The sequence below is a fragment of the Streptomyces sp. NBC_00523 genome (genome assembly GCF_036346615.1).
Taxonomy (GTDB): Bacteria; Actinomycetota; Actinomycetes; order Streptomycetales; family Streptomycetaceae; genus Streptomyces.
The window spans coordinates 3,465,181-3,479,006 of the sequence record NZ_CP107836.1 but is presented as its reverse complement, the minus strand read 5'-3'; the positions used below and the strand labels follow the sequence as shown (position 1 = coordinate 3,479,006).

Here is a 13,826-nt window from a genome sequence, read left to right as displayed (position 1 = left end):
GCGGCGCCGGGGTGCGGGGGCGGTCGCGGACGCGGAAGCGCTGACGGGAGGGCCGGGGCTGAGTAGGCTCGTTCACCATGGAGCATGAGGTGTTCGTTCCGGTTCCGGTCCCGGCCCTGCGGCGGACGCTGGGTGACCCCGTCCGGGTCGCCCGCTGTGTACCGGGGTTCCAGCAGGACGCCGACGCGTCGGCGGGTCCCCTGGCGGGCCGGCTCAGAATCCGGGCGGGCGGCCACACCATCACGTACCGGGGCGCCCTGCGCCTCACGCCGTTGCCGGGCGACCCGGACGTGGACTCCGTGCACGCCGTCCTGGTGGAGGGCGAGGGCGCGGAGGCCCGGGGCGGCGGCTCGGCGAAGCTGTCCCTGACCCTCCGGCTGACGGAGGGCGACGAGGGCACGTCGATCTCCTTCGAGGGCGGGGCGAGCGGTGACGGCCGCCTGCGGGACCTGGAGCCGGCGGCGGCGTTGTCGACGGCCCACCGCCTGCTGGACCGGTTCGCCCAGCAGCTCGTGACGGAGTCGCTGGCCGCCCAGGGCGAGGGCGCGGCCGACGAGGCGTGGGGCGGCGGGGCAGCGGGCGACGGGGCGGTGGCCGGCGGGGCTTCCGCCGACGGGTCCTCCATCGACGGTGCTTCCGCCGGTACGCCGGAGGCGCCGGGCGCTGCCGAGGTCACCGCCGATGAGCTGGCCGTCGGGGAAGCCGTGGAGAAGGCGCTCGAAGAGGCCGCCGAGGAGGCGGACCAGACCGGCCCCGAGCCCTCGGCCGGCTCCCCGCTCAGCGCCTCCGGACCCCGGAGCGACGCCGACGAGTCGCTGCCGACGCACGAGGCCGCCCCCGACGAGGCGCCGGGCGCGGAGCAGCCGGGGGAGCGGGGCGCGGAGCAGGGCGGGAAACAGGACGGGGAGCCGGACGCGGAGCCGTCGCAGGAGGGGGAGTCGCTGTTCGACGCGCCGATCCCGCCGTCGTCGCTGGACCCGGTCGCCGGGATCGAGTTCACCGTGCCGGACGGGCCTCCGGCCGAGGCCGCGCACGCCCGGCGCACCATGATCGGGCGGAGCGCGGAGGAGGTCGACCACGCCCCGCCGCGCGGCCGGTACGCCCCCGTGCCCACGCCGGAATCGGGCGGGGCGGGCGCGACGCTGCGCTGGGTCGCCCCGGCGGCCGCGCTGGCCCTCGCCTCGGCGGTGGTCGTCAGCCGGGCGTTGCGGCGCCGGAGGTAGCGGCGCCAGTAGGGTCGTCCCGTGAGCAGTAGCGAGAAGGACGTCCGGCTCTCCGTCGGCGACACAGAGTTGACCGTGAACCCCGCCAACGGCTGCCGGATCAGCAGCCTGCGGATCGGCGGTACCGAACTGCTGCGGCAGGGGGAGCGGTACGGCTGCTTCCCGATGGTGCCGTGGTGCGGGCGGACCGAGAACGGGCAGTTCCGCGACGGTGGCGTCCTCCACCAGCTGCCGCTGACCGCCCCGCCGCACGCCATCCACGGCACCGGCCGCGACACGGCGTGGCACACCGCCCTGGAGAGCGGGACCCAGGCGTCGTTCTACTACGACCTGGCCGACCCCTGGCCGTATCCGGGCCGGGTGACCCAGACCTTCGAACTGGCCGAGGACTCCCTCACGTTGGCCTTCGGCATCGAGACGTACGGGGACTCCTTCCCGGCCCAGGCGGGCTGGCACCCGTGGTTCCGCCGCCGCCTCGACACCGGCGAGGGGGTCCGTATCGACTTCGACGCCGACTGGCAGGAGGAGCGCGGCGAGAACCACCTGCCGACCGGCCGCCGGATTCCGCCCCTGCCCGGCCCGTGGGACGACTGCTTCGGGATGCCGGACGGCGTCGATGTCACCCTCACCTGGCCGGAACGGCTGGAGCTGACGGTGAAGAGCCGGACCGAGTGGGTCGTGATCTACGACGAGCAGGACGAGGCGGTCTGTGTGGAGCCGCAGTCGGGCCCGCCGAACGGGCTGAACACCGACCCGCGCTATGTCACCCCGATCGAGCCGCTGGAGATCGCCACCACCTGGAGCTGGCGCCGGCTCTGAGCGCGGGGCGCCTGCCGGTCGGGGGACGGGCCCCCTGCCCTGGGCGGGCCGCCGCGGAATGCGCGCGCCTTATCCTCGTAGCCATGACTGACGTACGTGCTGAGCTGCTCCAGCAGATCAAGGACAAGGCCGTGGTCCACGGCAAGGTGACGCTCTCCTCCGGCCTGGAGGCCGACTGGTACATCGATCTGCGCCGCATCACGCTGGACGGCAAGGCCGCCCCGATGGTCGGTCAGGTCATGCTCGACGCGACGGCCGAGCTGGACTACGACTGCGTGGGCGGGCTGACGCTCGGCGCCGACCCGGTCGCCACGTCGATGCTGCACGCCTCCGCGGCCCGTGGCCAGGAGCTGGACGCCTTCGTCGTCCGCAAGGCGCAGAAGGCCCACGGGATGCAGCGCCGGATCGAGGGCGCGGACGTGAAGGGCCGTCGCTGCCTCGTCGTCGAGGACACCTCGACCACCGGCGGCTCGCCGCTGACCGCCGTCGAGGCCGTGCGCGAGGCCGGTGGCGAGGTCGTGGCCGTGGCCGTGATCGTGGAGCGCGGCGCCGCTCCGGCCATCGCCGAGGCGGGCCTTCCGTACGTCCACGTGTACACGGTCCCGGACCTCGACCTCGCCTGACCTGACGGTTTGCCCGGAGGCGGTCGGTTTCACGTGAAACCGACCGCCTTCGTCGTACGCCGGACAGCAGGGACCCTCCGGGCTCGGAGGCACCGCCGGGTGGAGCCGGAACCAGAGTCTGGGAAGATGGGGGCGACGATGACGTCGCCCCCAGGTCAGGGACCCAGCACGCACACCCGCACATCCCAAGGAGCGGACAGATGCCCATCGCAACCCCCGAGGCATACGCCGAGATGCTCGACCGGGCGAAGGCAGGCAAGTTCGCCTACCCGGCCATCAACGTGACGTCGACCCAGACCCTGCACGCCGCCCTGCGCGGCTTCGCGGAGGCCGAGAGCGACGGCATCGTGCAGATCTCGACCGGCGGCGCGGAGTTCCTGGGCGGCCAGTACAACAAGGACATGGTCACGGGCGCCGTCGCCCTCGCCGAGTTCGCGCACATCGTCGCCGCCAAGTACGACATCACCGTCGCGCTGCACACCGACCACTGCCCCAAGGACAAGCTGGACACGTACGTCCGTCCGCTGATCGACGTCTCCGCGGAGCGCGTCGCCAAGGGGCTGAACCCGCTGTTCCAGTCGCACATGTGGGACGGCTCGGCCGAGACCCTGGCCGACAACCTGGCCATCGGCCAGGAGCTGCTGGCCAAGGCCGCCGCCGCCAAGATCATCCTTGAGGTCGAGATCACCCCGACCGGTGGCGAGGAGGACGGCGTCACCCACGAGATCAACGATGAGCTCTACACGACCGTGGACGACGCGCTGCGCACCGCCGAGGCGCTGGGTCTGGGCGAGAAGGGCCGCTACCTGCTGGCCGCCTCGTTCGGCAACGTGCACGGCGTCTACAAGCCGGGCAACGTCGTCCTGCGCCCGGAGCTCCTCAAGGACCTCCAGGAGGGCGTCGGCGCCAAGTACGGCAAGACGTCGCCGTTCGACTTCGTCTTCCACGGCGGCTCCGGCTCCACCGCCGAGGAGATCGCCACCGCGCTGGAGAACGGCGTCGTGAAGATGAACCTCGACACCGACACCCAGTACGCCTTCACCCGCCCGATCGTGGACCACATGTTCCGCAACTACGACGGCGTGCTGAAGGTCGACGGCGAGGTCGGCAACAAGAAGGTCTACGACCCGCGCAGCTGGGGCAAGTCCGCCGAGGGCGGCATGGCCAAGCGCGTCACGGAGGCGTGCGCCAACCTGCGCTCCACCGGCACCAAGCTGAAGTAATCCGGTACGGATGTGTGGCGTGGGCCCGTCACCCCTCGGGGTGCCGGGCCCACGGCATGTCCGGACCCGTCACGCACGACCCGAGGGAACAGCTGTGAGTACGTCCTACGACTTCGACACCGAGATCGACCGCCGCGGAACCTCGTGCGTCCAGTGGGACGGCGTCGCGGACCGCTTCGGGGTGGACGGGCTGCTGCCGTTCACCATCTCCGACATGGACTTCGAGACCGCCCCCGAGGTGCTGGCCGCCTTGCGGACCCGGCTCGAACACGGCGTGCTCGGCTACACGGACTGGCGGCTGGGCGACTTCCGGCCGGCCATCGCCCACTGGTACGCGACGCGGTACGGCACGGAGATCGATACCGGCAGCCTGGTGTACGGGCCGTCCGTGCTCAGCCAGCTCTCGCAGCTGCTCCAGATGTGGACGGCCGAGGGCGACGGCGTGGTCCTGCACACGCCCACGTACGACGGCTTCCGCAAGGCGATCCACGGACTCGGGCGCGAGCTGCGGGGCGTGCCGCTGGGGGACACGGACGCGCTGGAGCGGGAGCTCGCACGGCCGGACAGCAAGGTCCTGCTGGTCTGCTCCCCGCACAACCCGTCCGGGCGGGTGTGGACGGAGGCGGAGCTCGCCGGGATGGCCGAGCTCGCCGCGCGCCACGGTGTCGCTGTGATCAGCGACGAGATCCACGCGGACTTCGTGCACGACGGGCTCCCGCACGTGCCGTGGAGCCGGGTGGGCGGCGATGCGCGCTGGGCGGTCATCACCTCGGCCTCGAAGTCGTTCAACTTCCCGGCGCTGACCGGTTCGTACGGCCTCATCGGGCGGCCGGAGGACCGGACCGAGTATCTGCGCCGGATGGAGACGGCGGAGGGCCTCGCCTCACCGGCGGTGCTCTCGCTGACCGCGCACATCGCCGCGTACCGGGAGGGCGGGCCGTGGCTGGACGCCGTACGCGCGTACGTCGTGGAGAACCTGGCCCTGGTTGCCGAGCGGCTGAACACCGCGTTCCCCGCCCTGGAGTGGGAGCCGCCGCAGGCCGGCTACCTGGCCTGGATCGATCTGCGGCGCGCGGGCGTCCAGGACGACGAGGCGTTGCAGCGGGTGCTGATCGAGCGGGAGCGCGTCGCGGTGATGCCCGGCAGCACGTACGGGGCCGAGGGCTTCGTGCGGCTGAACGTGGGCTGCGCGCGGAGCAAGGTCGAGGCGGGGCTCGACGCGCTGATCCGGGGCATCGAGGCGGTACGGGTCACCGGCTGAGGGCTCCCGGTGGCCCTTCGGCCGGTGGCCGACGATGCTGAGGCCATGGAGAAGAGCGAGGCGGACGGGCCCGCGATCCGGGTGGCCTCCGCCGCCGGGCGCTGGGTCGTCCTGACGACGGTGCTCGGGTCGAGCATGGCCATGCTCGACTCCACCGTCATCAACGTCGCCCTGCCCCGCATCGGCGACGACCTGGGCACCGACCTGGCCGCGCTCCAGTGGACCGTCAACGCCTACATGCTGACCCTCGCGGGGCTGATCCTGCTCGGCGGGGCGCTCGGCGACCGCTACGGGCGCAGGCGGGTCTTCGTAGTCGGCGTCATCTGGTTCGCCGCCGCCTCGCTGATCTGCGGGCTCGCGCCGAACGCCCCCGTGCTCATCGCCGCCCGCGCCCTCCAAGGGGTCGGCGGCGCGCTGCTGACGCCCGGTTCGCTGGCCCTGATCCAGGCGAGCTTCCATCCTGACGACCGGGCCCGCGCGGTCGGGCTGTGGTCCGGGTTCGGCGGGGTCGGCGCCGCCGTGGGGCCGTTCCTGGGCGGCTGGCTGGTCGACGGGCCGGGCTGGCGCTGGGTGTTCCTGCTCAACCTGCCGCTCGCCGCCGTCTGCGTGCCCGTCGCGCTGCGCCACGTACCGGAGTCCCGCGACCCGAACGCCGAGGGGCGCTTCGACGTCGCCGGGGCGGCCCTCGGTGCCCTCGCGCTCGCACTGGTGACGTACGCGCTGATCGGTGCGCCGGGGGAGGGCGCGTCCCCGGCCGTGATCGGGTCGGCGGTGGGCGGGGTGCTCCTCGGGGCCGCCTTCGTCCAGCTGGAGCGGCGGCGGGCCCATCCGATGCTGCCGCCGTCGGTGTTCGCGTCCCGGCAGTTCACCGCCGTCAATGTCGTCACCCTGTGCGTGTACGCGGCGCTGGGCGGATACTTCTTCCTCTCCGCGATCCAGCTCCAGGTCGTCGCCGGCTACTCGGCGCTGGGTGCCGGCACCGCGCTGCTGCCGACCACCCTCCTGATGCTGCTGTTCTCGGCCGCTTCGGGCGAGCTGGGCCAGCGCATCGGCCCGCGCATCCCGCTCACCGCCGGGCCGCTGACGGCCGCCGCCGGCATGCTGCTGATGCTGCGCGTGGGGCCGGGCTCGAACTCCGTCACCGGGTACCTGACCGACGTACTGCCCGCCGTGGCCGTCCTCGGCGTCGGTCTCGTCACCGTCGTGGCGCCGCTCACCGCGACCGTCCTGGCCTCCGTCGACACGGGCCGGGCCGGGCTCGCCAGCGGCATCAACAACGCCGCCGCCCGCGCCGCCGGCCTCATCGCGGTGGCCGCGTTGCCGCTGCTCGCCGGCATGGGGCCGGAGGCGTACCGGGACGCCGGGGAGTTCGCCGCGACGTTCCGGCGGGCGATGCCGATGTGCGCCGGACTGCTGGTGCTGGGCGCGCTGATCGCCTGGGCGACCGTACGCACACCCGCCCCCGTGGACGACACCGCGCGGCCCGAGTGCGCGGTGCACTGCGGCGTCACGAGCCCGCCGCTGGAACCCGCACCGGAGGCCGCCCGGCCGGACACCACCGGCTGACGGGCGCGGGCTGTTCCCCGGCCGCACGGGCCGGGGCCGGAATCGTGCCCACCCGGTCCTCGGCGCGTCCCGTGCCAGGCACACTGGGAGCATGTCGATCCACGAGAACCTGCTCGGGGGCCCGCCCCCGACCCACCTGCCCGACGACCCGGAGCCGCGCGAACTGCTCGCCGCCGGCACCGCGCCCGCCGATGTCGCCGCGAAGTACCCGACCTCCTCGCTGGCCTGGGCGCAGCTCGCCGACGAGGCGTTCGAGGGCGGCCGGGTCGTCGAGTCGTACGCCTACGCCCGCACCGGCTACCACCGCGGCCTCGACGCGCTGCGCCGGGCCGGCTGGAAGGGCCACGGCCCCGTGCCGTTCGAGCACGAGCCGAACCGCGGCTTCCTCCGCGCCCTGCACGCCCTCGCCCGGGCCGCGCAGGCCATCGGCGAGCAGGAGGAGTACGAGCGCTGCTCGTCGTTCCTGCGCGACTCCTCGCCGACCGCCGCCGAGACCCTCGGCTAGCAGACGCCCTACCGCAGGCCCCGCAGCTCCGCATCCGCGACTGCGGGGCCTGCGCGTGTCCGGAGCAGGCGTTTAGTATGCGAACAGGGGACCGGGGCTCCACTTCCGAGGGGAAGGGGCGGACCGCTACCCGGAAGCTCGTGTCGAGGAGACAGCGATGTCGACGATTCACCCCGACCCCGAAGCCACCGGTGCGGAGACCCCGCACCTCGACTTCGCGGGCACGACTCCGTACGAGGACTATGTCCAGGCGGATGTCCTGACCCACCTCCAGCACCTCCGCTCGGACGATCCCGGCGAGATGGTCTTCCTGGTCACCACCCAGGTCATGGAGCTGTGGTTCACCGTCATCGTCCATGAGTGGGAGACCGCCGCGCACGCGATGCGCGAGGACCGCCTGGACGTCGCGCAGGACGCGCTGAAGCGGTCGCTGCGGGAGCTGGAGGCCCTGAACGCCTCCTGGACGCCGCTCGCCCAGCTCACCCCCGCCCAGTTCAACTCCTACCGCTCCTCGCTCGGCGAGGGTTCCGGTTTCCAGTCGGCGATGTACCGGCGGATGGAGTTCCTGCTCGGTGACAAGTCCGCGTCCATGCTGGTGCCGCACCGGGGCGCGCCCCGGGTCCACGCGGAGCTGGAGAAGGCCCTCGCGGAGCCCGGCCTGTACGACGAGGCCCTTGCCCTGCTCGCCCGGCGCGGGCACCCGATCCCGGAGTCCGTGCTCGGCCGGGACCTGACCCGGAAGTACGAGCCGTCGCCCGAGGTCGAAGCCGTCTGGGCGGAGATCTACGCCAACCCGGACCAGAACGACGAGCTGGTCCGTCTCGGCGAGGTGCTCACCGATGTGGGCGAGCTGGTGTGGCGATGGCGCAACGACCATCTCCTCGCGACCCGGCGGGCCATGGGCTCCAAGACCGGCACCGGCGGCTCGGCCGGCGTGGCCTGGCTGGAGAAGCGTGCCACGAAGAACGTGTTCCCCGAGCTCTGGACGGCCCGCAGCCATGTCTGACCTGCAGGAGCGCGCACAGGCGCTCGACACCGAGGACGCCCTCGCACCGCTGCGCGAGCTGTTCACCCTGGACGACACCGTCTACCTGGACGGCAACTCACTCGGCGCGCTGCCCCGCCATGTGCCCGCCCGGGTGCAGGAGGTCCTCACCCGCGAGTGGGGCGAGCTGCGCATCCGGTCCTGGGGCGAGAGCGGCTGGTGGACGGCGCCGGAACGGATCGGTGACCGCATCGCCCCGATCGCCGGCGCGGCGGCCGGCCAGATCGTCGTCGGGGACTCGACCAGCGTGAACGTCTTCAAGGCCCTCGTCGCCGCGACCCGGCTGGCGCCGGAGGGCCGCGACGAGATCCTGGTCGACGCGCAGACGTTTCCCACCGACGGCTACATCGCCGCTTCGGCGGCCCGGATGACCGGCCACCGGATCGTCCCGGTCGCCCCCGCCGACGTGCCGGACGCGCTCGGCCCGCGGACCGCCGCCGTCCTGCTCAACCACGTCGACTACCGCTCGGGCCGGCTGCACGACCTGCCGGGGCTGACCGCCGCGGTGCGGGCCGCGGGCGCGATCGCCGTCTGGGACCTGTGCCACAGCGCGGGCGCGCTCCCCGTCGGCCTGGACGAGCACGGCGTGGACCTGGCGGTCGGCTGCACGTACAAGTACCTCAACGGCGGCCCCGGTTCGCCCGCCTACCTGTACGTCGCGGAGCGCCACCAGGCGTCCTTCGACTCGCCCCTGCCGGGGTGGACGTCGCACGCCGACCCGTTCGCGATGACGCCCGGCTACACCCCGGCGGACGGTGCGGTCCGGGGCCGGGTCGGCACACCGGACATCCTGTCCATGCTGGCCCTGGAGGCGTCCCTCGACGTCTGGGACGGGGTCGGGATCGAGGCGGTCCGGGCCAAGTCCCTGGCCCTGACGGACTTCTTCCTGGAGTGCGTCGAGGCGTACGCCCCCGAGGGGCGGGTCACCTCCGTCACCCCGGCCGCCCACGCGGAACGGGGCAGCCAGGTCGCGCTGCGGTGCGACGACGCCGAGCCCGTGATGGCCGAGCTGATCGCGCGCGGTGTCGTCGGGGACCTGCGCCGTCCCGATGTGCTGCGGTTCGGTTTCACACCGCTGTACGTGGGGTTCGCGGACGCGGAACGCGCGGCGCGGGTTCTCGCGGAGGTTCTGGGCGCTCCGGCGGCGTAGGCTGCCGCATCCGTCCGGTGACCGGCTCGCCCCGGTCACCGGACGGCGCCGTGCGGGGGCTCGCGCGGGACGGGGCCGGCGCGGTGTGCGGGGTGCCGATTCCCGGTGGGCGGGGTGGTCCGCTGTACTGGTACCGTCCCCGCAGGTCAGGCCAGTTGGGCCGGACGACAGGGAGGGTGGAGCAGGATGTCGGATTCCGCCGCGCGCGAGCGGGACGCCGCCGAGACCGAGTCGGCCTTCTCGCATCCGGCCGTCGCCCCCGACGCGTCCGCCGCCTACGGCAGCCACCCCGACCAGGTCATCGACTTCTACGCCCCGCGCGGGGGCCGCACCGGCGTGCCGGTCGTGGTCGTGCTGCACGGGGGCGCGTGGCGGGCTCCGTACGACCGGGCGCACGTGTCGCCGTTCGCGGACTTCCTGGCCCGGCACGGATTCGCCGTGGCCAGTGTGGAGTACCGGCGCGGCAGCGAGCTCCCGCAGCAGCGCGGGACCGGACCGGTCGCCGGGCGCTGGCCGGAGACCTTTGACGACGTCGCCGCCGCGATGGACGCGCTGCCGGAGCTGCTGGCGCGGGAGCTGCCCGCGGCGGACGTCCGCCGGATCGTCGTCACGGGGCACTCGGCGGGCGGACAGCTGGCGCTGTGGGCCGCCGCCCGGCACGTACTGCCGGAGGGGTCGCCGTGGCGGCTCCCGAGGCCGCCCGCACTGCGGGGCGTGGTGGCGCTGGCGCCGATCGCGGACTTCGGCTCGGCGGTCGCGCTCGACGTGTGCTCGGGGGCGATCGGCCAGCTTCTGGGGGCCGCGGAGGACTTCGCCGAGCGGAGCGCGCACGCCGATCCGTCCCGGCTGCTGCCCACGGGCATCGCGACCGCGGTCGTCCAGGGCACGACGGACCTCACGGTCCCGGCGGCCGTCTCCGAGGCGTTCGTGGACGCGGCGGCGAAGGAGGGCGAGACGGTGGGGCTGACCCTGCTGCCGGACGTCGGCCACTTCCCGCTGATCGACCCGGCCGCCGACGCGTGCGCGGTGGTCGCGGAGGAGATCGCCCAGCTTGCCTGGTAGACGTGTGGCGGCGGGCGCGTAGTACTTGCGACGGACGGCCGGGAATCCGCAACACTGCTGACGACCCGGCCCGCCGCCCCGCCTACCGTGGAGGCGTGACCGAGACCAAGACCCGAAGCCCCGAGCTACGGCTCGCCGCGCGTGCGATGGACGACCTCTGGGAAGACCTCTTCGAGGACGCCTTCGCCTACCGGCCGATGGCACCGATGCGCACGGACGGGGCCCTGACCAGGCGCTTGCCGCGCCGCCTCGCGGCACGGGCCGCGTGGCTCACGCACGCGGCGGTGCTGGGCGTCGCGCTGATCATCTTCATGGCGGGGTTCGCCGTCACCGGCAACGCCGGCGTCCTGCTGGCCGGGCTGCTGCCCGCGGCCTGTGTGGCGATGACGCTGATCAGGCCGGTCGGGGCGTTCTGGATGTCGATGGTCCTGATGCCGGTGAGCGTGGTGGTGGGCGGCTACGAACCGTGGTCGGCCACCGTCTTCGTCTGCCACCTGGTGGTGCTGTTCGTGGTCGCGGCCAGGACCCGGCCGCGCACCGCGGCCTGGATGTGGGTGCTCACGCTGCTGCTGGGCCTCGTCGTGGAGGGCGTCGTCACCGGCGGGGCCGGTGGGCCGAACACCGCGGGCATGGCGGTGGCCTCGGCGTTCGCGCTGCTCGTGGTGAGCATGGTCCAGGTCCGGCGGGAGGCGCAGCGCGAGGTCACCGTGCAGCGCACCGTCACCGCCGTCGAGCGCGACCGGCGCACCCTGCTGGAGGAGCGCAGCACGATCGCCCGGGAGCTCCACGACGTGGTCGCCCACCACATGTCCGTCGTCGCCATCCAGGCCGAGGCCGCCCCGTACCGGGTGGAGAACCCGCCGCCGGAGCTGGAGCAGGCGTTCGTCACGATCCGGGAGAACGCCGTGGCCGCGCTCACCGAACTGCGCCGGGTGCTCGGCGTCGTCCGGGCCGACGACTACGAGGCACCGGACGCGCCGCAGCCCACCCTCGCCGACCTCGACCGGCTGCTCACCAACGTCGGGGACGCGGGCCTGGTGACGGAGAAGGCGGTGACCGGAGCGGTCCGCGAACTGCCCCAGGGCGTCGAGCTGTCGGCGTACCGGATCATCCAGGAGGCGCTCAGCAACAGCCTGCGGCACGCCCCGGGCGCCACGGCCAGGGTCGAGATCGGCTACGTCCTCGGCGGGCTCGGCCTGCGCGTGGTCAACGGACCGCCGACCGCTCCCGTGAAGCCGTCGCCGGGGGCCGGGCACGGAATCACCGGGATGCGGGAGCGCGTCGCGATGCTGAACGGCGAGATGACCGCCGAGCCCACCGAGGAGGGCGGCTACGAGGTCACGGCCTTCATCCCGGCCCAGCAGACGGCGCCCGGTGCGACCGGCGCCTTCAAGGAGCAGGCATGACGACGCAGCCCGCCGCCCCGCCGATCCGGGTCCTGATCGTGGACGACCAGATGATGGTCCGCGAGGGCTTCTCGGTCCTGCTCAACGCCATGCCGGGCATCGAGGTCGTCGGCGAGGCGGTGAACGGCCGCGAGGCTGTCTCCCAGGTCACCGCGCTCCGCCCCGACGTGGTGCTGATGGACATCCGCATGCCGGAGCTCAACGGCATCGAGGCGACCCGCGAGATCGTCGCCGCGGACGCGGATGCGAAGGTCCTGGTCCTCACCACCTTCGACCTGGACGAATACGTTTACCAGGCGCTTCGCGCGGGGGCCTCCGGCTTCCTCCTCAAGGACGCCTCGGCCCGCCAGCTGGCCGACGGGGTACGGGTGGTCGCCTCCGGGGAGGCGCTGCTGGCCCCCACCGTGACCCGGCGCCTGATCACCGAGTTCTCCAAGCTCGCCTCCGCTCCCCGCCCTCCGGCCCTGGCCCGGGTCGGCGACCTCACCGAGCGCGAGACCGAAGTGCTCGTCCTCATCGCCCAGGGTCTGTCGAACGCGGAGATCGCCGGGCACCTCGTCGTCGCCGAGTCGACCATCAAGACCCATGTGAGCCGCATCCTGGTCAAACTCGGCCTCCGCGACCGCACCCAGGCCGCCGTCTTCGCCTACGAGGCCCGCTTGGTCACCCCTTCCTGAGCACCGTGGTCTAGCGTCGGCCCATGGACCAGCCCAGCACCTCCCCCGCCCCGTTCGACCCCTGGTCGGCGGCGTTCGTCGCCGACCCGTACCCCGCCTACGCCGAGCTGCGGGCCACCGGCCGGGCGCACTACTTCGAGGCCACCGACCAATGGCTCGTCCCGCACTACGCCGACGTGTCGGCCCTGCTGCGGGACCGGCGGCTCGGGCGCACCTACCTCCACCGGTTCACGCACGAGGAGTTCGGCCGGACACCGCCGCCCCCGGAGCACGAGCCGTTCGAGACGCTCAACGGGCAGGGGCTGCTGGACCTCGAACCGCCGGACCACACCCGCATCCGGCGCCTGGTGTCCAAGGCGTTCACCCCGCGCACCGTCGAACAACTCGTCCCCACGGTCCAGCGGCTGGCCGCCGGACTCGTGGACGACTTCGTGGAGCAGGGCGGGGGCGACCTGCTGGCGGCCGTCGCCGAGCCGCTGCCCGTCGCCGTGATCGCCGAGATGCTCGGTATCCCGGAGTCCGACCGGGCCCCGCTGCGGCCCTGGTCCGGGGCGATCTGCGGGATGTTCGAGCTCAACCCGTCCGAGGACACCGCCCGCGCCGCCGTCCGTGCCTCCCTCGAATTCTCCGCGTATCTGCGCGAGCTGATCGCCGAGCGGCGCGCGCACCCGGGTACCGACCTCATCTCCGCCCTCGTCGCCGCCCACGACGAGGGCGAGCGGCTGACCGAGCAGGAGATGGTCTCCACCTGCGTCCTCCTCCTGAATGCCGGGCACGAGGCGACCGTCAACACCACGGTCAACGGCTGGTGGACGCTGCTGCGCCACTCCGAGCAACTGGCCGCCCTCCGTGCCGACCACGGGCTGCTGCCCACGGCGCTGGAAGAACTGATGCGGTACGACACCCCCCTTCAGATGTTCGAGCGCTGGGTCCTGGACGACATCGAGATCGACGGCACCGTCATTCCGCGGGGGTCCGAGGTGGCCCTGCTCTTCGGCTCGGCCAACCGCGACCCCTCCCGCTTCGCTGCCCCGGACACCCTGGACCTCGCCCGGCGGGAGAACCCGCACATCACCTTCGGCGCCGGCATCCACTTCTGCCTGGGCGCCCCGCTCGCCCGGGTCGAACTGACCGCCTCCTTCGGTGAGCTGCTGCGCAAGGCTCCCGGCCTGCGACTGGCCGCCGAGCCCGAGTGGAACCCGGGCTACGTCATCAGGGGCCTGAAGGAGCTGAGGGTCGAGGTGTGAGCCCGTGGGCGGGCGGCCC

The 13,826-nt window shown here is 73.3% G+C and carries 13 protein-coding genes; all 13 read left to right on the top strand.

All coding sequences use genetic code 11. The features are described 5' to 3' along the window. Positions 1 to 89: 89 nt before the first annotated feature. The gene (locus OHS17_RS15685) at positions 90 to 1,223 is read left to right on the top strand and encodes an SRPBCC domain-containing protein (protein ID WP_330315268.1); all 1,134 of its coding nucleotides are present in this window, start codon (positions 90 to 92) and stop codon (positions 1,221 to 1,223) included. 21 nt (positions 1,224 to 1,244) lie between these two features. Then, entirely contained in the window at positions 1,245 to 2,042 is a 798-nt protein-coding gene (locus OHS17_RS15680; RefSeq protein WP_330312679.1) for an aldose epimerase family protein, read from the top strand. An 83-nt stretch (positions 2,043 to 2,125) separates the two neighbouring features. Continuing rightward, positions 2,126 to 2,665 (top strand): orotate phosphoribosyltransferase, encoded by a 540-nt coding sequence (pyrE, locus tag OHS17_RS15675; RefSeq protein ID WP_018102092.1) that lies wholly within the window; start codon positions 2,126 to 2,128, stop codon positions 2,663 to 2,665. 200 nt (positions 2,666 to 2,865) lie between these two features. Continuing rightward, a complete protein-coding gene (gene fbaA, locus OHS17_RS15670) occupies positions 2,866 to 3,888 on the top strand; it encodes a class II fructose-bisphosphate aldolase (RefSeq protein WP_018102093.1) in 1,023 nt (340 codons plus the stop codon). A gap of 94 nt (positions 3,889 to 3,982) precedes the next feature. After that, complete coding sequence (locus tag OHS17_RS15665) at positions 3,983 to 5,149, top strand: MalY/PatB family protein (protein ID WP_330312678.1); 1,167 nt, start codon at positions 3,983 to 3,985, stop codon at positions 5,147 to 5,149. 45 nt (positions 5,150 to 5,194) lie between these two features. Beyond that, on the top strand, positions 5,195 to 6,715 hold the full coding sequence (locus OHS17_RS15660; RefSeq protein WP_330312677.1) for an MFS transporter: 1,521 nt from the start codon (positions 5,195 to 5,197) through the stop codon (positions 6,713 to 6,715). Between the two features lie 91 nt (positions 6,716 to 6,806). Then, positions 6,807 to 7,220, top strand: a complete 414-nt coding sequence (locus OHS17_RS15655) for a DUF3151 domain-containing protein (protein WP_018102096.1) — start codon at positions 6,807 to 6,809, stop codon at positions 7,218 to 7,220. Positions 7,221 to 7,377: 157 nt separating this feature from the next. Next, positions 7,378 to 8,226, top strand: coding sequence for a tryptophan 2,3-dioxygenase family protein (locus OHS17_RS15650; RefSeq protein WP_164629258.1), 849 nt, complete (start codon positions 7,378 to 7,380; stop codon positions 8,224 to 8,226). Beyond that, a complete protein-coding gene (gene kynU / locus OHS17_RS15645) occupies positions 8,219 to 9,415 on the top strand; it encodes a kynureninase (RefSeq protein WP_330312676.1) in 1,197 nt (398 codons plus the stop codon). The genes OHS17_RS15650 and kynU overlap by 8 nt, the downstream gene beginning before the upstream one ends. Before the next feature lie 186 nt (positions 9,416 to 9,601). Then, positions 9,602 to 10,477 (top strand): alpha/beta hydrolase family protein, encoded by an 876-nt coding sequence (locus OHS17_RS15640; RefSeq protein ID WP_330312675.1) that lies wholly within the window; start codon positions 9,602 to 9,604, stop codon positions 10,475 to 10,477. Between the two features lie 146 nt (positions 10,478 to 10,623). Further along, positions 10,624 to 11,883, top strand: coding sequence for a sensor histidine kinase (locus tag OHS17_RS15635; protein WP_383164040.1), 1,260 nt, complete (start codon positions 10,624 to 10,626; stop codon positions 11,881 to 11,883). Then, the gene (locus OHS17_RS15630) at positions 11,880 to 12,560 is read left to right on the top strand and encodes a response regulator (protein WP_018102101.1); all 681 of its coding nucleotides are present in this window, start codon (positions 11,880 to 11,882) and stop codon (positions 12,558 to 12,560) included. The genes OHS17_RS15635 and OHS17_RS15630 overlap by 4 nt, the downstream gene beginning before the upstream one ends. 23 nt (positions 12,561 to 12,583) lie before the next feature. Then, complete coding sequence (locus tag OHS17_RS15625) at positions 12,584 to 13,807, top strand: cytochrome P450 (protein WP_330312673.1); 1,224 nt, start codon at positions 12,584 to 12,586, stop codon at positions 13,805 to 13,807. Positions 13,808 to 13,826: the final 19 nt, after the last annotated feature.

Coding starts and splice junctions, on each gene's coding strand:
- OHS17_RS15635 (WP_383164040.1), top strand. CDS start 10,624: ATGGACGACCTCTGGGAAGACCTCTTCGAGGACGCCTTCGCCTACCGG.
- OHS17_RS15650 (WP_164629258.1), top strand. CDS start 7,378: ATGTCGACGATTCACCCCGACCCCGAAGCCACCGGTGCGGAGACCCCG.
- OHS17_RS15655 (WP_018102096.1), top strand. CDS start 6,807: ATGTCGATCCACGAGAACCTGCTCGGGGGCCCGCCCCCGACCCACCTG.
- pyrE (WP_018102092.1), top strand. CDS start 2,126: ATGACTGACGTACGTGCTGAGCTGCTCCAGCAGATCAAGGACAAGGCC.
- OHS17_RS15625 (WP_330312673.1), top strand. CDS start 12,584: ATGGACCAGCCCAGCACCTCCCCCGCCCCGTTCGACCCCTGGTCGGCG.
- kynU (WP_330312676.1), top strand. CDS start 8,219: ATGTCTGACCTGCAGGAGCGCGCACAGGCGCTCGACACCGAGGACGCC.
- OHS17_RS15660 (WP_330312677.1), top strand. CDS start 5,195: ATGGAGAAGAGCGAGGCGGACGGGCCCGCGATCCGGGTGGCCTCCGCC.
- OHS17_RS15630 (WP_018102101.1), top strand. CDS start 11,880: ATGACGACGCAGCCCGCCGCCCCGCCGATCCGGGTCCTGATCGTGGAC.
- OHS17_RS15640 (WP_330312675.1), top strand. CDS start 9,602: ATGTCGGATTCCGCCGCGCGCGAGCGGGACGCCGCCGAGACCGAGTCG.
- fbaA (WP_018102093.1), top strand. CDS start 2,866: ATGCCCATCGCAACCCCCGAGGCATACGCCGAGATGCTCGACCGGGCG.